Below are 21575 nucleotides of genomic sequence, written 5' to 3' on the forward strand. Positions count from 1 at the left end.
TTAAAGAGGTGTTGCAGTTATTATATGAATTCGGGGATTATGACAATCTGCAAAGTAAAAAGACTTCCAAATCTAAATAGACTTGGAAGTCTTTAATTTTCTTGCTTGAACCGCTCAGAAGCGACTGTTATTCGCATGTTAATTTTTCAGTTATACCTTCTTCTTTACTATTCCCATTTACCTTAGTGGCAATCGCTGCCGTTGCAAATAACACTGATGAAGCAATAACTTCACCTGAAATTAAACCAAACAGGGCAAGAACAAAACCAAGCCCCGTTAATACATCTTTCGCAAATTCGCTCATAGTAATACCCCTAATAAAACAGACAGCGGTTAAAGCCCGCACTGTCATTATAGGAGCGCATAAAAAGTTTTCAATGTCACTAAAAGCACATAGATTATTTCCTTTTTGGATACATTAAACAAGCTGAAAATCCAGCGTATTTAAAAAATCGACTGCACATAGGCTATTAAAAAACTTAAGGTGACTATACTCGTGATTGTTGAAATAATAATACTGGTCGCTATCGGGGCAACACAAACCTGAAATTTTTGTGAAAATATGTAAGCGCTAATACCAACAGGCATTGCTGAAGTAAGCAAGGCTACTGAAGCCCACAGTGGAGCAACGCTAAAAACGTGAAACACTAACACCCAAACCAGAAAGGGAAAAATAATATTTTTTAACAGCACAATCACTAAAGCGGGCGCAATATGGCCCTGTATTTTGTACTTATTGAGTGTGGTGCCAAGAACAAATAAAGCTGTCGGTATTGCTGCTTGACTCATCAAGGTAATCGCTTCTTTTAAAGGCGGGTATATCGGGATCTTAAAAATATTGACCAAGCCGCCCATAATTAAACTGCAGGTTATGGGGCTGGTAATAAGTTGTCTGATGATACCCAGAATATTTTGCAGCAAGGATGCCATTGAAAATGCGCTACGTTCCGCAATGATAAACCCCAGGGTGAATAAAATCAGGTTATGTATAGAAATGATAATAAGCAGGGGTAATATAGCACTTTCCCCCAGCGCATAAAGACAAACAGGTATGCCGACGATCGTTGCATTTGAATAGGCTGCCCCCATGCTAAATACGCTTTGTTCAGCGGCAGAAAACTGGAATAAAATTTTCCCCAGAAAAATTGCCAGTGCATAGATAAATAACAGGACAGCGTAATAAGCAAACAGGAATTCCCATTGCATAGAGGCTGGAATTTTTGCATTGACCGTACCTATAAATAGCAACATGGGGATAACATAGTCGAACGCAAACTTTGCTAAAGCATCGCAATCACTCTGCTTCAAGTGCTGTCGATTGGCCGATAAAAAACCCAATAGTACAATAGTTAATATCGGCATAACCGTATTAAAAACCTGCATATCTACTGTCTTGGTCTACGCGAGTAAAAGCACTATAGCAATTAAATAACTAACATTTGGTTACCCATACCCCTACATCAAGTTTCGACTCTGCCGTACCAAAGAATGTACCAGCTATCGGTGGTACTGATTCAGGCAGTCGCGCAACGGCAACAGCGATATGATCCGATCCAACAATATCGCCAATAGTAGGATCAAAGCCCTTCCATCCTGCACCTGGTAAATACACTTCTGCCCAGGCATGTGTGGCACCAAAATCTATTGCAGAGGGCCCTGAATACAGATACCCGCTAACAAAACGCGCAGCCAGACCTAAGCACCGCGCCGCTTGCATAAATAACACGGCAAAGTCACGACAAGAGCCAGTACCCTTATCCAGTGTTTCCTTCGCGGATTGAACACCAGGCTCTTCTCTTATACGATAAGTGAGTGATTGATTAATATGCGATCCCAGTTTCTGCAACAGCGTATAAGTCTGAATCGGCTCACCGATTTTCCATAAAGTTTCAAGCCATTTAGTAAGTATGATCCACGACTCTGGATCTGGATAGGCCATATAGGGTAATAGTAAAGTCCGGTCATCAACTGGATAAGCAAACGGGTAATCGAGCGCATAATCGGCAACCAGAAAATTGAGTGGATTCTCGTTATATTGCTGGATAAATACTTCACTTTCAATCACCAGCTGAGTGGTAGGCGAATCAAAGGTCGCAATGGCGACCGAATTACCTTCTGTATCTCGATGCCAAAGCAAGTTAGCTGACGGTGTGATACTCAGTTTTAATGATTCAACATGCAATTCATAGTCCTCTCTAGGGCGTAAGTGCAAATAATGAGGACCGAGTTTTACAGCTTCGGAAAAATTATAATAGGTACGATGAAGAATTTTATAGCGTTGCATAGTTTATCCTATTGGGTAATTTCTATAACACGTTGGAGCTTGAGCCGTTAAATAAAGCTATACGATATTTTCATTACTGATTTTTTAGAACTGAAAAACGAGTTCAACACATCTTATCCTTGCTCCTGACAATTGAATTATAAAAAAACTAAATCAATTTACGGCTAACAATGGCTAACCAGGGTTGCTCATTAACAGGTTTTCCTGGTGGACGATAATAATGATCCAGTATTTCGAAACCAACTCCTTCAAGGTATGCCTGACTATCCTGAAATTGCATGTAATGTCCGTATCTTTGCCCGTTCCAGCCTTCCTGATTACCTCTCGGGTTGGATAAAAACAAGATTCCTCCTGGTCGTAAAGCAGCATGCAATTCAGTCAGAACGCGTGGCAATTCCTGGCTGGGTACATGAAACAGCGACGCGTTGGCAAAAATGCCATCAAATGCCAGCTGCGCTAATGTTAGCTTAAGAAAGTTCTGCTGCAAAATCTCGCATTGCGTGTACTGGCGAGCCATACGACAAAACATCTTACTGCCATCCAGTCCGACAGTCCGATGACCTAATGATTGAAAATATTTAACGTCCCGCCCTGGCCCGCAACCAAAATCTAAAATATCAAGGATTTTTCCTGCTGGAAAAGGCGCTAAAAACGCCGCATAATTTTGAGTTACATTATGATCTTTGGTTCCATGCCAAAAAGAGTCGGCATTTTGATCATAATGACTTATGGTAATGCTTTCGATTTCAGTCAATCTGTTAATTCCCTGCTGCATAATTTAAATCTTTATTTCTGATCTGATTTGCCTATTAATATTAAACACAACGTGTTTAGTGCCGCAAAAAACTAATCCCAATATATAATGACTCAAAATTCATTTCACTTAGCCGGATTTCAGACGATGGCGTTTTACCTCTCCAGCAACAACTTATTGTGATATTTGAAATTGCTATGGTTGGCGAAAAAAACGATTAATTTTAACCATGGCTATTACTTGCAAAATTCAGTTTACTTCAGAAATATTGACTATGAGTTTTCTCAGGGCGCTTGAACTCGCTAATCCAAACTCACACTAAGCTGTTCCGGTTGCACTTAAATAATACAAAATGCCTTGCGTGCCTACCTCAGACTCATAAAAACCATGCTTTGTTAATAATTGCCTGTGTAATCAATCTTGCCTATTTCAACACCCTGATGTCGCAGAATTGAGTAAGTGGTGGTGAGGTGAAAATGGAAATTGGGAATAACAAAATCAAACAAATAAGCTTGACCTAAAAAATTAAGCTCTCTACTGCCAAATTTTACTGTTATTGGACGTTCTTCACTACCGTCTATTTGAGCAGCACTAACACTTTCTAAAAATGCTTGAGTCTTGGCGATACGGGCTTGCAGTTCGGCAAAAGTGGCTTCGTTATCTGCATAGCTGGGCACTTCGATGCCGGCCAATCGAGCAGCACAACCTTTAACCATATCGGTTGCAATCTGCACTTGACGGCTAAGCGGAAACATATCCGGTGTTAGACGCCCGTTGACAAAAATAGAAGGATCGATTTTCTTTGCTTCAGCATGAGCGGCTGCTTTATCGAGTATTGCCGATAAATTGCCTAACATACGCAAAAAAGAAGGGATAGAGGCTTGATACATGGTTAGAGACATAAGTGTAGTTACTCCAAATAATGACGAGTGCATTAAATACATTTTATAGGATATATTGACGCAAGAGGTGCATTATTTGCAATTTAAATTAATGCCTTTCGCATGTCAGCATGATCCCTATGGCTCTTTTAAGAAAATACCTTAGCAAACAAGGGTAAAAACAATTCTCTCACTTCTTTAGGTAAACTCATTAACGGTTTATCATTTTTCTGTTCTACAGCCATTACAGCAGCTTGTAATACTTGTAACGGCAACTGCATCTTCGGATATTTTTCAGCTTGATGCTGCCACTTTTTAAATGATGAAGCTAAATATTCATCTTCAACTCGGGATAAAACACCTGAAAACAGTTGCTGCGAGCTTGCTAATATCGCGATATTGTTGTTTTCTTGCAGATAAGCACGCAGCTTTTTTTGCCCTGTATCTTTAAGGTCACTATAGACATTATACCTTGACAGTCACTCTACCCTGGAGTATAGAATAAAGTAGGATATTAATCTGATGCAATCACAGGCAAACTAAGAGCTATGCAAGAATTAATATTAACTGAACCGCGCAGGTATTCGAATGCGCAAATAAAATGTAATCTTTAGACCGGCCAACAAGCAATAGTCATATTACTTTCTGCCGGCGCTGAATATTTATCATTTTCATCATCATAAAACTGAGGATAAAGACCATGCATGTAAGCTACGAACAAGCAGAGACGGCAATTGCAGCAGCGCTTGCTGAGTCAAATAAATTAGGCGTTCAAATGTGTATCGCCGTGGTTGATTCAGGTGCTGACTTAAAGTCGTTTGTCAGAATGAACGGCGCCTGGGTTGGCAGTGTCGATATCGCCATCAAAAAAGCCAAGACCGCTTGTTTTTTTGGCATGAACACCGGGCAAATAGGCCAGCTATCGCAACCGGGCGGACCACTTTACGGGATTGAACACTCCAATGGTGGTTTAATCACTTTTCCCGGCGGGATACCTATCGTCGATACCGATGGTATTCTGATAGGAGCCATTGGTGTGAGCGGCAGCTCGGTAGAAAACGATCATCAGGTTGCCAAAGCCGGCGTTGATGTCATTGGCCTTACTGATTTACCTGAACATCCATGGCGAACCTGATATCTAACGGAAAACTCAACGGCACCAGAGTAGCCTAATGTCCACCTCAGATTCGCTTGCTAACAGCAGCCAGCAATGGGTTTGCCTGCAATGCGGGTATAATATGATCGGTGAAATGCCTGATATTTGCCCGTTTTGCGGAGCTCGACATGATCAGTTCCTGCCCTGGGGTGAAGTCGAGCTGCGATATTGCGTTACCACTCACCCCGTCAATAATACTGTCAGTCAATTGCTATCCGTACCCAAACTAGGGCTGGAGCATGCGGCTTATCGCATTGAAACTGAGCAAGGTGCTGTCTGGATTGATTCTCCTTCCGCATTTAATCGTGAACTCGCACCGGTTAAAGCCATTTTTTTTACCCATCATCATTTCCTCGGCGCTTGCAATCAATATCGTCGTCTCTGGCACGCCGAAGTATGGCTGCATGATTTGGATGCCAAGCACCGCTTATCTGCATTATTTAATATTGACCGACGATTTTCAGATGACTTTAGTGTATTCGGCCTAAATGCTTATCACACTGGTGGCCATACACCAGGGTTTACCTTTTATATTTACCAGGACGTGTTGTTCATCTGTGACTATGTGTTTCTGGTAGATACTGACATGCACTTTAACCCTCACGGCCCGAATCAGGCAACCCGAGAATGCGCTCAGCGGATATATGACATTATCATCGGAAAGCCTCTCAATACAGTCTGTGGATATAACTATGTTGCAAATTTTACCGACTGGTTAATCAAGTTTGAGCACCTTTTACATAATGAACCCTGATCCTGATATGACACAATCTGCAGAACCGCTTAAAGAAAACTATGGCGAGAAAAATACAGCGCAGATTATTGTGTATTACGATGGTGCCTGTCCGAAATGTATTCGTGACAGGCAAAATTATGAAAAACTCTCTGGCCAATCCGGAGAAGCTGTTTGCTGGTTTGATATCACCGGTCAAGACAGTCAGTTGCGTAAGCTGGGTATTGATCCCCAAAAAGCATTATCCGAATTGCATATTCGCGATGAAAATGGCCGCATTGTTACAGAATTAGATGCCTATATTTTGTTAATGCAAAAAGTTCCTTTGCTTAAACCTATTGCCTGGCTGGTCGGCCTACCATTGATTAGGCCGCTTTTAGGGAGGTTTTATCACCAGCAAGTCAATAGCAGGTTAAAAAAAAGAGGCTTACTTTAAAATACCGCTTAGTCAGATCAAAGCGCTCAAATGACTGCCCTGACTTCTCAAAGAAATTTTTTTAAACTGTCGCCATGATTACTAAAATCATCATTGCCCTACTAGCACTAAGCCTAATTGCCTGCAATCCTGCTTATTTAAAAGACAATCATGAGCCAATCGTTGTTCAAAATTGCAGGCAGTTAATTAACATGACAGAGCAGACAATCAAAGATGCCGGGGTAACCGATACTCAAAATGCACGCATTGCCAATTTTCCGTATTTGCGCGTCAATCGCTTCTTATCCAGCTTTCGAGCTGAAGTACAAAATCAAACATTTGACAGCTGGCTGGATTTATTACAAGCCCTTGGCTTACAAGACTGGTCTATAGAACTGAATAATTTACCTTCGCAATATTCCTGGAAACTTGAGCAGCTAACAACAGATTTCTTTCCTGCAATGGCTTCCATACACTCTAAATTGACCTACTGCAGTAACACTTTAATGCGTTTTGAGTTGAGCCAGGATTTCAAACGCGAAGAACTTAAACGTAGCGCTATCGTGCCTTCAGAATATAACACCTGGCAACAAGTTTTAGGTCTTTATCCGCTCACGGCTATTCCTTTCCGTATAGGCATATACCGCTGGCATCAACAGGCAATGACTACCTTTAGCGGCCCCATTCTCTCGCTACCGGTTGAAGGACAAGTAGTGCTTTATACTCCAGCAGACAGCACGATAAAGCTAAGTCAGGAACAGGTAGCCGAAATCTTACAATCGTCTGCTAAGAATCCTTTGCACATTCCAATGCCCACAGAGCATCAGCAACAACAACTGTTTAAGCAGTTTGCGCCGCATTTTGAAATTGATACCGCCTCTGAAAATGATAAAATTGGCGCCCCCCAATGGGATAACAACGACAATATCCTGATAAACACAACCAAGCCAGTGGTCTTTCAGCTCATATCGCATACCCGCATGCAATCCAAAACCTTATTGCAACTGAATTACAACATTTGGTTTCCTGCCCGACCTAAAGAGTGGCCTCTGGATCTGCTAGGCGGTCGTTTAGACGGCATTATCTGGCGCGTGACATTGAACACAGACGGTAATCCTCTGATTTTAGACAGCATACATAATTGTGGTTGTTATCATTTTTTCTTTCCTACTCAATACGCGCGCCTGTCTGAATCCATATCACTGTTTCAGGAACCGGCATTTGCACCGCAGAACCAATTTAATTTTAATTTAGATCAACCAGTCATTGTTCGCCTTGGCAGCAATCAACACTATATCCAGAAGATACATTCAACACCGACTACTGACACGGTGAACCGCAATTATGTTACTGTTAATGCTGATCAACTGCGTTCTCTTGCCTATATCAACGAACACGACCGCAGTTTGTATAACGAAGCAGGCATCATCAACGGCAGCGAGCGCGGTGAGCGCTTTTTTTTCTGGCCCATGGGTATTCCAAATCCGGGGGCCATGCGCCAATGGGGACATCATGCGACGGCTTTTGTTGGTCGCCGTCACTTTGATGACGCTGACCTTTTCGAAAATATTTTAGTGCCAATCACACCACCTGATTCTGATCATTGAAAACCTTATCATTTGTGTTGCTGAGGCCAGTCCTCAAGAAAATACGTTTAGCTTAATTATTCAAAAAAGAGTTTTATATTTTCCTGCTAAGTGCCCATGTTTATTAAGAAATAAAGTTACCCACAAAACCTGTGGATAACTCTGTGTACTACTTATTCAAAACCCTGCTTAAGGCCTGAAGGTATTACTGTTCTGTTAAATTGTGTATTTTTTATGCAGCAGCATATTTATCTATTTTTCAATAACTTACAATTATCAATAGAAATAAAAGATATTTTTAATTTTAAATTTTCTGCTTGCTATCTGAAAAAATCACGGTGTGCATAAATCCTGCTGTTATGTAGTTTTTACTGACTATCGTATTTTCCTTTCTGGTTCAAAAGGCATTAATAAATTCCATAGAAGTTACGCATTGACGACAGGTTGAAATTCTGGGTTTAAATGGCTTATATTTGGCATAAACGTCTCAATAAATGAAGCCATGATATCTTTGAATAAATTTCTTTGCACGCTATAGCAATTACTAATGACCTCTGCGAAGCTCAATTTTTGTAATTGAACAAACCCACAAATTGCAGCAAAAAGGTGATTTTTAATGGCTCCTTTGCTGCGAACCTGAAATCGCTCAATGTTACATACTTGCTTAATTGCACGATGATATTGCTCAATTTGCCAATGCCGATCATGTTGTTCGGTAAAATCCCTACTGCCAAAGGACTTGGTTTGCTCGTCATTAGGTAGTGCACTTATATAATGGCGAAGTTGGTCTTTCAACTTTGTCCGAAATAATTTCACGTACCCAAAATTTTGGCTATGTCACCGTTAAGTATTGAAAATCACCCAGAGCAGAATGTAACAATTGCTCAGGGGTTAGATTGTGGTTCCGATCCATAATTCTGCACCAAGCCAAATAATTAGGTAAATACTTGGTGGCTACACCATGAAAGCGGTCTAGCCATGATTTAAAACGGTGGTGGTATGCATTGACATTTTGTATATGATAGGCCCCTTTAGTCACCCGCTGCCCTTGACTCATGTTAACGATTTCATGAGATACTTTTTCAGCTTTACAAAATGCACCATAAGTTGGATTGCCATCACTCACAAGGAGGGCATCCTGGTCTAGTATTGGCTTTAAATGCGTATCAAGAACAATTTTGCTTATTGGGCCATTACCTGTCACAAAATCTACGGTTTGTTTTGAGCGATCACGAGCAATTAAAATGCACATTTGCTCATCAGAAATCCCTCGCTTAGTCGCACAGCCCCCTCGTTTCCTTGGTTGACGATTGAGATGGCGTTCTCCTTTATGTGACTCAAGTAAGTAGGTTTCATCAGCTTCTGTAATGCCATGAAGAGCACTGGGACGATCCTGCTGAATCCAGCTTAAAAAACGGTGCCGCCATCGAAAGGTTGTATTTCGATGCACATTAATTTCTTTAGCTGCCTGCCGGACAGTCAATGATTCTGCGATAGCTCCTAAGTAATCAAGCCACTTTGACTTGAGGCGTAGATGAGCAAGAGGCGTTCCTGTCAAAGCATTAAATGTCTTTTTGCAGGCTTTACAGCGGTAGCGCTGAAGGCCATCTTTTATTCCATGCCTGTGGCTTTCGGTATGGGAGCAATGAGGGCATTTACCTTTGCTATCAAATATTGTTTCAATTAAATCAAAAACCTTAGGTTCGTCCTCTAGTTGATCCAGTGCTTTCGTTAGAACAGTGCGTTGATGGTGGTCAAGTTGATTTATTTCGGAAATGAACTCTAAAAACTCTGGGGCTTTCATAACTATCTCCTTAATTTACATGGGCTTTATTTACTTATACGCTCTTGTTATATGAAATTCCATACTTTACGGTGACATAGCCAAAATTTTTGAGCCAAACGACCAAGCCTTCCTCTGGAACTTCTAGTTGCTTAACTTGAACCCATGTTCCTTCTTCAACAGAAACCAAGCGGTTACTTTCCAGCGCAAAGAGCAATCCTATCTGATGATTTCTAATCCGTTTAAGATTTTTTACGCAACTGTACCAACTATCTCCTGTTACAAAGCCTGGCTCAAGCCCCCAAGATAATACCTCTGCAAGCATATCCAGAAAGTAGTCATTTTTTGTTTTCCCTTCGGCTTTATCTACCACTCGAAAATTGACAGGTTGGTGTTTTCCTTGAGTATCCGTGTAGTACAAAGTAACAAGGTTAATCCCTTTGACCGCTCGGTGATGCTTGCCTGACCAAAAATGACTGACAAAAGCCATGTACTGACTATGAGGCTTATCCAGTACGCTATCGTCAACACTTAAGGTTCCGCCCTTTAAATTCAAAGTAGGACTGGCTTCGTTATATAAATCGCGCCCGGTATACGATTCACGATTCAGAAATCGGTTGACGCTATCATGTGAAATTGACATAACTTCTCCTAGCCGGCAACAGCTAGCCTGTTTAGGCTCACTTAACAAAAATCCTATGTACATCGGTAAAGTACAACGAGCAGTTGATGGGCGGGTTATTTCTCTTATCAAGGTCTAGATTTATAGTGGATTCGGCATTTTTCTGTATTATGGTTTAACATTGACTGTCAATGCGTAACTTCTATTCCAGATGTGAGTAACTATTTTTGCGACAAACCAATAGCCCTTAGAAATCCGATACATAATTATTTGCAGCACAATCATCTTGTCTATCGCAACTGATGCAGCAGTAAATTTTCCTAGGTAATTACGGTACAATTAAGACTGCTGTTGATAACTCAACACCTCTCAATGAGAATTACTATATGAATCAATTAAAAAGCATTTGTGTCTACTGTGGCTCTAGTTCCGGACGTTCTAAAGCGTATGCGTCATCAGCCAGGGTGCTTGCGCAATCGCTGGTAAATCGTAACATCACATTAGTCTATGGCGGTGCGAGTATTGGCATTATGGGTTTGCTAGCAGATCAAATGTTGGAACTCGGGGGGAAAGTTATAGGCATAATACCAAAAGCATTAGCACATAAAGAAGTTATGCATAAAAATCTGACTGAACTGCATATTACTGAATCCATGCATGAACGCAAAATGTTAATGGCTGAACTTTCTGATGGGTTTATTGCGCTACCGGGTGGTATAGGTACGCTGGAAGAAATGTTTGAAATCTGGACCTGGGCACAACTTGGAATCCACAATAAACCCTGTGGCTTGCTGAACATTGACGGTTATTACGATACCTTAATCCAGTTTCTGGATCATATGTTAGTCGAGCAATTTGTCAAACAACGGCAACATGACCTGTTAATCATAGAATCTCAGCCTGAAAAATTGCTTGAGCACTATGTTAATTATCAGGCTGTTGCAACAACTCCGTGGCTTAACAAAGATGAAACTTAATAGCTTTAATATGAATTAAAAGGTTATTAAACTATACATTTTTTAGAGTTGTTGATTTCATTAAAAAAATAAAGCTATATTTATAACTATGCAAATCGACATTTATGTAGCTGTTTTTTTTCCAAAGTTATCCTGCTATAAAGCCCTTGTTCAGCAGATCACTAAAGTTGCAGAAATTTTTGCTCCTTTTATTTGCAGTCATTAAATATGAACAAAAAGCGAGAAACACGCAGCAAGCTTGACTAATCGATTCATTTCTCGGTGCATTTGCATAGATTTATAGCTTGTACTACTTCTTAATTGGCCACAAAAGTGACTTTTCGACAAAGAACTTAAAAGAGCACGATACAGTTGTACAAAATGTCTGTGCTCTCAGTGAAGAAATGTTACTTTTTGTACTCAATTACTGCTTGAAAACTAGCCAAAAGTTGAGCCATTCCAGCCCCAGAATTCTGCCGGACAATTACTAAATTCAATATATACACGATCGGCACTAATTTTTAGCTGGGTCTTCAATACCTGACTAATGGATTGCGATAAGGATTTTGCCTGTGCAGTTGAGAGCCCAATACTTTTACATTCCACATAAGCTAAAGGTTCGGAGCTGCCACCAAAGAGCATACTTCTCTCACCTTCTAATTCCACCATAATATAGCGTTCAGGCTTTCCTGTTTCACTTGCTAGTAATTGTGAAAACTCATGTAGTAACTCCGTTGTGTTTTCTTCAGCAATACTGACATTGGTTCTGAGTTTTATCAAAGGCATGATTATTTCCTTGTAGTAAATAAAATATTTATAAATAAGTAATAATGTACATTATTAACGACCATACACAGTTCAATCAATGATATCGATTGAATAAATTTTATTCTAACACTTTAATTAGGCAATTTTACTAATACTCGAATTTTGCCTCAGGGCAATCGGGTTTAAAAGTTTTTGAAAATACAAGTTAGATAAGGTATCAGATGTATCATATTAATTATAAATGACAGACAAAGTAACTTACATCTATTATCCATTATTTTTCAAGCATATAAGGCCCAAAAGTAAACAGACAGAAATGACCAACTGCATGTATCACTCTTTATGCGGTGATATGTGCTGCAGACAATTAGGCCGCTATTGAAGAATTTGGGGAAACTAAAAAAGACAGGTTTAAGAAACTATTAGAATTGGAGTACGAAATACCTTCACATGATACCTTTGGCGATGTCATTGCAGTCGTTGATAGCGAAGAATTTTTGTGAATGCTTTTCCAAATAGGTATGCGACTTAGCCGATCTAACAACAGGCGAAGTGATTGTGATAGATGGGAAATGCTTAAGATGTTGCAGTAATAAATAAAGTATCAAAGCTTTCAATTCAGCAGACTATGGTCAAACGCTATCGTAAGAAGATGGAAAATTTAAGAAAAGGATTAACTGAGTATGCATCCGGCGAAGCCAGAGAAAATGTGAGGACATTAATTGAAAAGACTAATTTAAACACCCAAGGCCAATCAAGAAGATCTATCTAGTGATCTTTATGAAGATTTGGCTGGAATACTTAAAATTACTACAGAGGATAAAACTATGAAAGACTGTTCAAGCCATTGATGCCCAACGGCAATAATGAAAAGTCTGATCAATGGTAGCGGGGGCAGGATTTGAACCTACGACCTTCGGGTTATGAGCCCGACGAGCTACCAAGCTGCTCCACCCCGCGATTGATTTGTTCCATTATACTGAATATTTCAGGTCTGGCAAGTTTAATTTTAAATTAAATTGATTATGACTAAACCAAGCCCGGCAATCAGGCCTGCAATGACATCATCTAGCATAATACCAAAGCCACCCGATATTTTTTGATCTATCCATTTTATCGGCCAGGGTTTAAAAATATCAAATATCCTGAACAATACAAATCCCAATATTAGATTTTGCCAGCTAAAAGCAACAAACCACATGGTAATTAAATAACCAGCAATTTCATCCCAGACTATTCCTCCAAAATCATGCTCTCCTAATTTGTCTGCCGCAACACCACAAATCCAGATACCTGCAACTGAACTCAATAAAGTAACAACACTATATAACCAAATATTTGTCTGTATTAAAGCTATATAAATAGGCACAGCCGCTAAAGTACCAAAGGTTCCAGGAGCCTTTTTTGCCAGGCCTGAGCCAAAGCCAAAGGCCAGACATAAAACAGGGTCTAATAATATTTCCCGTGCGCTTATTTGATTTTTTCCTGCTTTAGTCAAAAACATTATTTTTCTTACGTATTAAAGTGCTCGAAGCCACTTTTATTAAAAATTGAGGTTTCTCCATTTTGCATGATGCGTAGCCCCTGCTCTTCTTCAATAATACCTATACAGGTACAGGAGATATTTAATCTCCTGACATTTTCAGTATTTATGGTAAAACATAATTCATAATCGTCACCCGCGATCAATGGCATCTGCCAATCGTCCGTTTTCTGTATATAGCTTGTTACCGCTTCTGACATGGGTATTTGCGCATAATCAAGCTTGGCTCCGACCCCACTATTATTCAGAATATGTCCCAGATCAGCAGCAAGTCCATCTGAAATATCAATACAGGCATTTGCTAAAGAACGTAGTGCCAAGCCTTCTTTAATACGCGGTTCAGGCTTGTTAAATCGTTGTAAAACCTGCTGAACATCCGCCCCCCTAAAACCCTGTTTGATTTTTAAGCCCAAACCAGCGTCACCAATACAACCCGTCACATAAATCAAATCACCCACTTTTGCAGCTGAGCGTTTTAATGCCTGGTTATTTGGCACCAGGCCCATTGCCTGAATACTTAAAGTTAAAGGTCCTGAAGTAGTATCTCCGCCGATTAAATCAAGCTGATATTTATCAGCTAAGGCAAACAAGCCATTAGCAAATGCCTTTAGCCAGTCTGCATCGACTTTTGGCATAGTCAGAGCTAAAGTAATTGCAATAGGCTCAGCCCCCATACTGGCCAAATCACTTAAATTAACAGCCAATAATTTATGGCCTAATTGTTCAGGCAACACATCGGGGAAAAAATGCACATTCTCTACCATAGTATCGGTAGTAATCGCTAATTCATAGCCTTCAGGAATGGAAAGCAGTGCACAATCATCTCCGACAGATAGTCGGGTACTTTTACCTTGCGCAGGGCGGGTAAAGAACTGTTTGATCAAATTAAATTCTGTAAGTGCCATACGCAATGATTACTGTACGTTTTGTAGCTTTTGTAATTCTTTATTATGTTCGTCTAATTGCTTTTGCATATCTGACAGCTTCGGATTGACATATTCAAATGTACTGGGAACATTAACCTGAGCGGGATTATGAACAGGCTTTTTGTCCTGCTCATCCGCTTCTTCTTTCTTAGCATCAGTCGGTTCAATTGAATTCTGTGCTTGTTCTGGTTTTTCTTCAGTTACAGCTGGCAAATCTTCTGGCATTGTTACTTTTTTCTCCTGCCTGTGTTTGAGTAACTGCTCTTCATCAATATATTTACCGTTTATTAAATATTCCGCTTTTGCATGCTCTGGGCATGTTGCTGTTTGATAATAAACCTTACCATTTAACTCACATCGGGTAATCGCTGCAGCAGAGTTCATAAAGACCGAAAGCAAAAATATTAAAATAACGCGCATATAACCTCTTTACTCGCTTTAAACAGGGATGAAATTATAACGCTTATTATCATCGCCTTGCATTATTACTCTCTACTGAATTAATTTTTTATTACCTATTTTGTGTTCGTGAACTGCTTATTGAATGTTTTTACTTCAACCTGTCATTTATGCTATGCTTAAAAAACAACCCTGAATATATTAAGATGATCTTAATTTAAATGACTCGCTACCGGCTTTCAGTTTCTCTGATACTCATAATGGTAATAACACCCGTTACTTCAGCATTTGGCTATTGCCCGGACATGTTGATGATTATGCCCATACCTGGTCAGCAGACACACAATGTAATTGAAAATCAAACAGCGCCTTTTGCACACCATTCAGACAATAGCCGTACTCAAGACCAAACAAGTAACATCGTTAATCATGCTAATGAGCATTGTTACAATCATAGTTGTAGCGGCATTACAACCTCCCCGTCAATGCTTATAGCTCATTTGAGCATAAATCTCCCGTTTCTTGATTTCCCTTCTATATCGCCTGATAGCATCCATTTAGCGCCTGGAATAAAACCCCCCATACTCTGATTCCTCCACAAAAGCTTTAGTGTGTTTGTTATAAGCGCACTGACAGCGAATACTCTAAAGCATACTTTGATTATGCAGTTAGCTCATCCAATGTTGTAAAATCTCAATGAATACAGGCATTTAAAAACCTTCTCAAGATTTTATGAAAAACACCAAGCTCCCTATGGAATTCAGGCTTATATAGTGCTTTGATTCTTTCTGGATGTACAAACTGCATAATCAGAATCTATTCCCTTATGTGAGAAGAATTTATGGTTTTACCCAAAATAGTAGCGAATTTTATTTTGTTACTGATTTTATCCAGCGTTGCTAACGCTGAACAGCCTGGCATTTTAACGCTGCAGACCGCTCTTAATATCGCTGTAATGGATAACCCCAGCCTGGCACAAATACAGATGCGCTCTAAAGCCATGGCAGCGATCCCATCGCAGCTAGGTAGTTTGCCAGATCCGGTAATCAGTTTTAACGCCCTAAATCTGCCTGTCGATAGCTTTGATCTCGCACAGGAAAATATGACGCAATTACAGGGCGGTATTTCTCAGGCTATTCCTTTTCCTGGCAAACTGGCATTACGTGAACAAGCCGCCACCTACCAGGCCGAAGCCGCTGTGCATGACGTTATAGAAGCACGCTGGCTTTTACTGCGGGATGTAAAAAAACTCTGGTGGACGCTTTTTTATCTGGATCGATCACTGGATATTATCATTGCAAATCAGGATCTTTTACGTCAGTTTGTTAAAATTGCCCGTACCAAGTATGAAGTCGGTGAAGGCTTACAGCAGGACGTATTATTGGCACAACTGGAATTATCCAAGTTATTAGATAATGAACTCAGGCTAACCGGAGCAAAAAGTAAAACCCGCGCGCAATTAAATGCATTACTCAATCGACCCGCTGATCAAAAAATCATACTGGCCAAAGAATTTTCAGGCACGCTCCCTACTCTACTTAAAGAGTCTGAATTGTTTCAACAAGCAGAAAACTCCCGGGCAATGCTGGCTTCCCAACGTGAAACGATCAACGCTGCACAATCACGTCTGGATCTGGCCAAAAAAGATTTCTATCCTGATTTTAAAGTAGGCGCATTTTATGGCGGCCGTAGCGATACGCTTTCCGGTCTGGAACGCTCTGATTTACTCACGCTAAAACTAAGCATGACTGTGCCAATTTTTGCCTCCAGTAAACAACAACGTGCAGTTGACCAACGTAGCAGCGAATTAATGCAACAACGCTATGCTTTGCAGGATCAGTGGAATCAAGTCCGTGCTGAAATTTCAACTGCCTATAGTGAATTTCAACAAACTAAAAATCAAGCTGTGTTATATAACAGCGGCATTATTCCACAAGCCAGGCAAACCGTCGCGTCAATGCTGGCCGGCTATCAGGTTAACAAAGTCGACTTTTTAAATCTGGTGCGCAGCCAAATCACTTTGTATAACTATGAAACTCAATACTGGAAAGCTTTAACCCAGGCTAATCAAGCTCTAGCACAACTATCTGCTGTAGTCGGAAAGGAAGAAATTTATGAATAAGTCTACATGGATAACCGCCATTCTCATGTTAATTCTAGGTATCGGTATAGGCTATTGGCTGAATGTTATTTTACAAGATACCCCTTATCCTTTAGGGCACAAAAATATGCCTACGGAGAGCAGCGATAACCCCAAACAACCTTTGTTTTATCGCAACCCGATGAATCCAGAAGTGACATCACCCATACCCAAAAAAGGCCCTATGGGTATGGATTATGTCCCTGTTTATGCCGACGAAAAGCAGCCCGAGCAACGCAAACTATTATTCTACCGTAGCCCTATGAACCCGGAGGTAACTTCCCCCGTTCCCGCTAAAGATGCCATGGGCATGGATTATGTGCCTGTCTATGCGGATAACAATGGCACTGAAAGAGTACCTGTCGGCACGGTTACAATAGACCCAGTCACTGTACAAAATATTGGTGTCCGTACCGATATTGCTATCCGCGAAACCATCACACATACGGTACGTGCGGTCGGTCGAATAGCCTATGACGAAGAACACCTAGTCCGCCTGCACCCAAAAACTGAAGGCTGGATTGAAACCTTACGCATCGATAAAACCGGGCAATGGGTTAAAAAAAATGAAGACTTGCTGAGTATTTATTCACCGCAACTCGTGACCAGTCAACAAGAATACGTGCTCGCGTTGCGTAATCTTAAAGTCTTAGAACAAAGTCCTATTGAGGATATACGCCGCGGCGCGGAAGACTTAGTCAAGAGTTCTCGGGAACGTTTAAAATTACTTGATGTTCCTGCTCACCAAATGCACGACTTAACGCGTACCCAGAACATTAAAAAAAGTCTACATATTCATTCGCCGGCGGAAGGGATTATTATGAATATTGGCGCACGTGAAGGTCAATATGTCACCCCAGCCACCGAACTGTATATGATCGCTGACCTGTCTACTGTCTGGGTTTATGCCGATATTTACGAATATGAATTACCCTGGGTCAAAGAAGGCGATTCAGTGGAAATGCGTTTAGCTGGCGTACCGGGACGAATATTTAAAGGCTTATTGGCTTATATTTACCCTTATGCCGAACCCAAAACCCGCACCATCAAAGTGCGCCTGGCATTTGATAATTCAGAGTTGCTATTAAAGCCGGATATGTTCGCTGAAGTCACCATACTCGCTGGCAAACAGGTCGATGCCATCACCATACCCAGTGAAGCAGTCATCCGTTCCGGCACCAGTAATCAGGTCTTTGTCATACGTGCACCAGGAAAATTTGAACCACGGCCGGTAACCTTAGGATTATCGTCCAACGGAAGAGTAGCGGTATTAAGTGGCATAAAAGCAGGTGAAGAAATTGTAACCTCCGCACAATTCCTGCTTGATTCAGAATCAAAACTACGAGAAGTGACAGCAAAAATGCTCGAGCCAAAAGCATCTAAGTCCACCATGAATATGCCCCCCCTAACTACTGAGCAGATGCCGAGCAGCATGAATCAAGAAAGCGAAACGCACAGCCCTCAGCATGGAGAGAAAATAAATGATTGAGCGCCTGATTGAAAGTTCTTTAAAAGACAGGTTTATCGTTCTTCTCGCAGCCATTATTTTAGGTATAGGAGGTTTATGGTCATTTAAAAATATGCCTTTGGATGCGATACCTGATTTATCTGATGTTCAAGTCATCGTATTTACCAAATATCCCGGGCAGGCACCGCAAGTAGTTGAAGACCAGGTTACCTATCCGTTAACTACTGCAATGTTAGCCGTGCCAAAAGCCAAAGTAGTGCGCGGCTATTCGTTTTTTGGCCTGTCGTTTGTCTATATCATTTTTGAAGATGGCACCGATATGTACTGGGCCCGTTCGCGGGTGCTGGAATATTTAAATTATGCCAGCAACCGCTTACCACAAGGCGTCAACCCTGCTCTGGGTCCCGATGCGACAGGTGTCGGCTGGGTTTACGAATACGCACTGGTTGACAAAACCGGCAAACACGATTTGGCGCAATTGCGCTCAATTCAGGACTGGTACTTGCGTTATCCGTTACAAACGGTGTCCGGCGTTGCCGAAGTCGCCTCAGTTGGAGGTTTCGTCAAACAATATCAGGTAGAAGTCGACCCGAATGCCCTGCTCGCTTATGGCATTCCACTTGCCAAAGTTAAAACAGCCATTCAGCGCTCAAATAATGATGTCGGAGGACGCTTGGTAGAAATGGCTGAAACTGAATATATGGTGCGTGGCCTGGGTTATCTACGTGGCATTGAAGACCTGAACAGCATACCGTTGGGGGTGAATGAAAACGGCACACCTATTCGCCTGCAAGATGTCGCTCATGTGCATATAGGACCTGAATTGCGTCGTGGTTTAGTGGAGTTAGATGGCGAAGGTGAGACTGTTGGTGGTGTGATCATTATGCGCTTTGGTGAAAATGCAAAGTCAACTATTGCTGGCGTCAGAAAAAAACTCGATGAACTTAAACTAGGACTGCCAGAAGGAGTCGAAATCGTTACCGTTTATGACCGGGGCGATTTGATTGAACGCGCAGTCAATACATTAAAAGAAGCGTTAAGCCAAGAATTGATCATCGTCTGTCTTATGGTAGCTCTATTTTTGCTGCATTTACGCTCGGCTTTGGTCATTGTCATCACCTTACCTTTAGGCATTTTAATTGCCTTTATCGTGATGAAAATGCAAGGGCTGAATGCCAATATTATGTCACTGGGTGGTATAGCCATTGCCATCGGTGATATGGTTGATGGTGCTATTGTGATGGTCGAAAACGCACATAAGCATTTGGCTGAGGCAGCCGAAAAGAAGAAATCTGAGCTAACTAAAGATGAGCGCTGGCAAGCTATTGCTAATGCATCAAAAGAAGTCGGTCCCGCGCTGTTTTTTTCCTTATTAGTGATCACTGTATCCTTTATCCCTATTTTTGCCATGCAAGCTCAGGAAGGTCGATTATTCGGGCCACTCGCTTATACAAAATCTTACGCAATGGCTGCTGCGGCATTCCTGACCATCACAGTAGTACCGGTCTTAATGGGTTATTTTATTCGCGGAAAAATCATTCCCGAACACAAAAATCCGGTTAACCGTGCGCTACATTTTGTTCACTCACCGCTATTAAAAATCGCTATGCGCTGGCGGCCTGTCACCTTAATACTTGCTATAGCCTTGCTAGTATCCACAGCGTATCCATTAAGCAAAATCGGCAGTGAATTTATGCCGCCCCTGGATGAAGGCGATATTCTGTATATGCCCAGCACTTTCCCCGGTATTTCCATCACCAAGGCTAAGGAGCTATTGCAGCAAACGGACAAGATCTTAAAAACCTTTCCCGAAGTGCAAAGTGTATTCGGCAAAGTGGGTCGTGCCGATACTGCCACTGACCCCGCACCGCTATCAATGACCGAAACCACTGTGCGCCTTAAACCCCGAGGAGAGTGGCCAAACCCAAAGAAAACCACGCCACAATTGATGTCGGAAATGGATAAAGCCATTCATTTTCCCGGTGTTGCCAACGCCTGGACCATGCCCATTAAAACCCGTATTGACATGCTTTCCACCGGCATTAAAACACCGGTCGGTATTAAAGTATCCGGCCCTGATTTGAATGAATTGCAACGTTTATCCAAAGCCATTGAACAGGCGATGAAAACAATACCGGAAACCTTATCCGCTTTCGGTGATCGTGCGGTCGGTGGTTATTATCTGGATTTTGATATAAACCGCGAGGAAGCCGCGCGTTACGGGCTAACTACCGGTGACGTACAAGATGTGATTCAAAGCGCTATCGGCGGCATGAATATCACCGAAACCGTAGAAGGTTTAGAGCGTTATCCGGTCAATCTGCGCTACCCGCGTGAACTGCGCGATAATATGGAAAGTCTGAAACGCGTCTTGATTCCCACGCCCAGCGGTGCGCAAATCCCGCTAATTCTGGTCGCTGAACTGAACCTAAGACGAGGGCCGCCAGCCATTAAAAGTGAAAACTCGCGGCCTAATGCCTGGATCTATGTCGACATTAAAACGTCTGACATTGGCGGTTTTGTCAGTCTGGCAAAAAAAGTCTTGGCCGAGCAAGTTACAATACCTAAAGGTTATACCGTCAGCTGGTCGGGGCAGTTCGAGTATATGCAAAGAGCCGCAGAGAGACTACGCACGGTCGTACCGTTAACGCTGCTGCTGATATTTCTATTGTTATATTTCACTTTCCGCAATCTGGTCGAACCAGTCATCGTGATGCTAACCATTCCTTTTGGCTTAATTGGCGGTATCTGGACGATTTTCTGGTATGACTTTAACTTGTCCGTGGCTGTTTACGTGGGCTTTATTGCCCTGGCAGGAACCGCCGCCGAAACCGGCGTGATGGTACTGAATTTTATTGATATCGAAATTGCCCGCCTGCGCGAACAAAAACAAGCCCCCTTAACCCCCGAAGAAATTAAATCATCAGTAGAAAATGCCACTGCTTTACGTGTGCGTCCGGTTGCGATCACCGCCTTTACCACCATGTTGGGTTTATTACCGATTATGTGGGCAACCGGTACCGGAGCCGATGTTACCCAGCGCATAGCCGCGCCCGTTCTGGGTGGTATGGTAACGGTACTGATGTTAAGCTTATTGGTATTTCCGGTAATCTACAGCCTGGCTTTGCAAGTACAAGAACGGCGACAACAGTAGCGGGATG

At 41.7% G+C, this 21575-nt stretch carries 19 protein-coding genes, 1 tRNA gene and 2 pseudogenes; 9 read left to right on the forward strand and 13 right to left on the reverse strand.

All coding sequences use genetic code 11. The annotated features are described in order from the left end of the window. Window positions 1–127 precede the first annotated feature (127 nt). From AU255_RS20365 to AU255_RS10475, 5 genes are all read right to left on the reverse strand, one after another. The gene (locus AU255_RS20365) at window positions 128–304 is read right to left on the reverse strand and encodes a hypothetical protein (protein ID WP_198942588.1); all 177 of its coding nucleotides are present in this window, start codon (window positions 302–304) and stop codon (window positions 128–130) included. A 140-nt stretch (window positions 305–444) separates the two neighbouring features. Further along, window positions 445–1383 (reverse strand): AEC family transporter, encoded by a 939-nt coding sequence (locus AU255_RS10460; RefSeq protein WP_080522815.1) that lies wholly within the window; start codon window positions 1381–1383, stop codon window positions 445–447. Between the two features lie 49 nt (window positions 1384–1432). Beyond that, entirely contained in the window at window positions 1433–2284 is an 852-nt protein-coding gene (locus AU255_RS10465) for a transglutaminase family protein (protein ID WP_080522816.1), read from the reverse strand. Window positions 2285–2432: 148 nt separating this feature from the next. After that, window positions 2433–3038 (reverse strand): class I SAM-dependent methyltransferase, encoded by a 606-nt coding sequence (locus AU255_RS10470; RefSeq protein ID WP_233144614.1) that lies wholly within the window; start codon window positions 3036–3038, stop codon window positions 2433–2435. A 395-nt stretch (window positions 3039–3433) separates the two neighbouring features. Next, window positions 3434–3940 carry a DUF1993 domain-containing protein gene (locus AU255_RS10475; protein ID WP_080522817.1) on the reverse strand — a complete coding sequence of 169 codons (507 nt, stop codon included), beginning with the start codon at window positions 3938–3940 and terminating at the stop codon, window positions 3434–3436. Window positions 3941–4619: 679 nt separating this feature from the next. Here AU255_RS10475 and AU255_RS10480 point away from each other — a divergent pair. From AU255_RS10480 to AU255_RS10495, 4 genes are all read left to right on the forward strand, one after another. Continuing rightward, window positions 4620–5054 carry a GlcG/HbpS family heme-binding protein gene (locus AU255_RS10480; RefSeq protein WP_080522818.1) on the forward strand — a complete coding sequence of 145 codons (435 nt, stop codon included), beginning with the start codon at window positions 4620–4622 and terminating at the stop codon, window positions 5052–5054. A gap of 37 nt (window positions 5055–5091) precedes the next feature. Beyond that, window positions 5092–5829, forward strand: coding sequence for an MBL fold metallo-hydrolase (locus tag AU255_RS10485; protein WP_080522819.1), 738 nt, complete (start codon window positions 5092–5094; stop codon window positions 5827–5829). Beyond that, window positions 5819–6244: a thiol-disulfide oxidoreductase DCC family protein gene (locus AU255_RS10490; protein ID WP_233144615.1), complete on the forward strand. Its 426-nt coding sequence runs from the start codon at window positions 5819–5821 to the stop codon at window positions 6242–6244. The genes AU255_RS10485 and AU255_RS10490 overlap by 11 nt, the downstream gene beginning before the upstream one ends. 74 nt (window positions 6245–6318) lie before the next feature. Next, window positions 6319–7830 carry a hypothetical protein gene (locus tag AU255_RS10495; protein ID WP_080522820.1) on the forward strand — a complete coding sequence of 504 codons (1512 nt, stop codon included), beginning with the start codon at window positions 6319–6321 and terminating at the stop codon, window positions 7828–7830. Between the two features lie 405 nt (window positions 7831–8235). Here AU255_RS10495 and AU255_RS10500 read toward each other — a convergent pair. From AU255_RS10500 to AU255_RS10510, 3 genes and pseudogenes are all read right to left on the reverse strand, one after another. Continuing rightward, window positions 8236–8640: pseudogene (locus AU255_RS10500) on the reverse strand (transposase); the annotation flags it as partial. A gap of 1 nt (window position 8641) precedes the next feature. Continuing rightward, the gene (locus AU255_RS10505) at window positions 8642–9613 is read right to left on the reverse strand and encodes an IS1595 family transposase (protein WP_080522391.1); all 972 of its coding nucleotides are present in this window, start codon (window positions 9611–9613) and stop codon (window positions 8642–8644) included. 73 nt (window positions 9614–9686) lie between these two features. Further along, a pseudogene (locus tag AU255_RS10510) lies at window positions 9687–10343 on the reverse strand (IS701 family transposase); the annotation flags it as partial. 257 nt (window positions 10344–10600) lie between these two features. Here AU255_RS10510 and AU255_RS10515 point away from each other — a divergent pair. After that, window positions 10601–11191 (forward strand): LOG family protein, encoded by a 591-nt coding sequence (locus AU255_RS10515; protein ID WP_080522822.1) that lies wholly within the window; start codon window positions 10601–10603, stop codon window positions 11189–11191. A gap of 417 nt (window positions 11192–11608) precedes the next feature. Here AU255_RS10515 and AU255_RS10520 read toward each other — a convergent pair whose 3' ends face one another. Further along, window positions 11609–11956 carry a phenylpyruvate tautomerase MIF-related protein gene (locus AU255_RS10520; protein WP_080522823.1) on the reverse strand — a complete coding sequence of 116 codons (348 nt, stop codon included), beginning with the start codon at window positions 11954–11956 and terminating at the stop codon, window positions 11609–11611. Window positions 11957–12315: 359 nt separating this feature from the next. On the opposite strand from AU255_RS10520, the gene AU255_RS21405 reads away from it, so the two are divergent. After that, window positions 12316–12441 carry a transposase family protein gene (locus AU255_RS21405; protein ID WP_080523337.1) on the forward strand — a complete coding sequence of 42 codons (126 nt, stop codon included), beginning with the start codon at window positions 12316–12318 and terminating at the stop codon, window positions 12439–12441. Window positions 12442–12821: 380 nt separating this feature from the next. Here AU255_RS21405 and AU255_RS10530 read toward each other — a convergent pair. The 4 genes from AU255_RS10530 to AU255_RS10545 all read right to left on the reverse strand — a co-directional run bounded on the left by AU255_RS10530 (window position 12822) and on the right by AU255_RS10545 (window position 14827). Further along, a tRNA-Met gene (locus AU255_RS10530) sits at window positions 12822–12898 on the reverse strand. 49 nt (window positions 12899–12947) lie between these two features. Then, window positions 12948–13442, reverse strand: a complete 495-nt coding sequence (locus AU255_RS10535) for a phosphatidylglycerophosphatase A family protein (RefSeq protein ID WP_080522824.1) — start codon at window positions 13440–13442, stop codon at window positions 12948–12950. An 8-nt stretch (window positions 13443–13450) separates the two neighbouring features. Next, complete coding sequence (gene thiL, locus AU255_RS10540; protein WP_080522825.1) at window positions 13451–14386, reverse strand: thiamine-phosphate kinase; 936 nt, start codon at window positions 14384–14386, stop codon at window positions 13451–13453. 9 nt (window positions 14387–14395) lie between these two features. Continuing rightward, window positions 14396–14827, reverse strand: a complete 432-nt coding sequence (locus AU255_RS10545) for a hypothetical protein (RefSeq protein WP_080522826.1) — start codon at window positions 14825–14827, stop codon at window positions 14396–14398. Window positions 14828–15647: 820 nt separating this feature from the next. On the opposite strand from AU255_RS10545, the gene AU255_RS10550 reads away from it, so the two are divergent. The 3 genes from AU255_RS10550 to AU255_RS10560 are packed head-to-tail and all read left to right on the forward strand — an operon-like array spanning window position 15648 to window position 21568. Further along, window positions 15648–16928, forward strand: coding sequence for a TolC family protein (locus tag AU255_RS10550; protein ID WP_080522827.1), 1281 nt, complete (start codon window positions 15648–15650; stop codon window positions 16926–16928). After that, window positions 16921–18435, forward strand: a complete 1515-nt coding sequence (locus tag AU255_RS10555; RefSeq protein ID WP_080522828.1) for an efflux RND transporter periplasmic adaptor subunit — start codon at window positions 16921–16923, stop codon at window positions 18433–18435. Before AU255_RS10550 ends, AU255_RS10555 begins: the two co-directional genes overlap by 8 nt. Beyond that, window positions 18428–21568: an efflux RND transporter permease subunit gene (locus AU255_RS10560; protein ID WP_080522829.1), complete on the forward strand. Its 3141-nt coding sequence runs from the start codon at window positions 18428–18430 to the stop codon at window positions 21566–21568. The genes AU255_RS10555 and AU255_RS10560 overlap by 8 nt, the downstream gene beginning before the upstream one ends. The last annotated feature ends 7 nt before the right edge of the window (window positions 21569–21575 follow it).

The organism is Methyloprofundus sedimenti (assembly GCF_002072955.1).
Lineage (GTDB): Bacteria > Pseudomonadota > Gammaproteobacteria > Methylococcales > Methylomonadaceae > Methyloprofundus > Methyloprofundus sedimenti.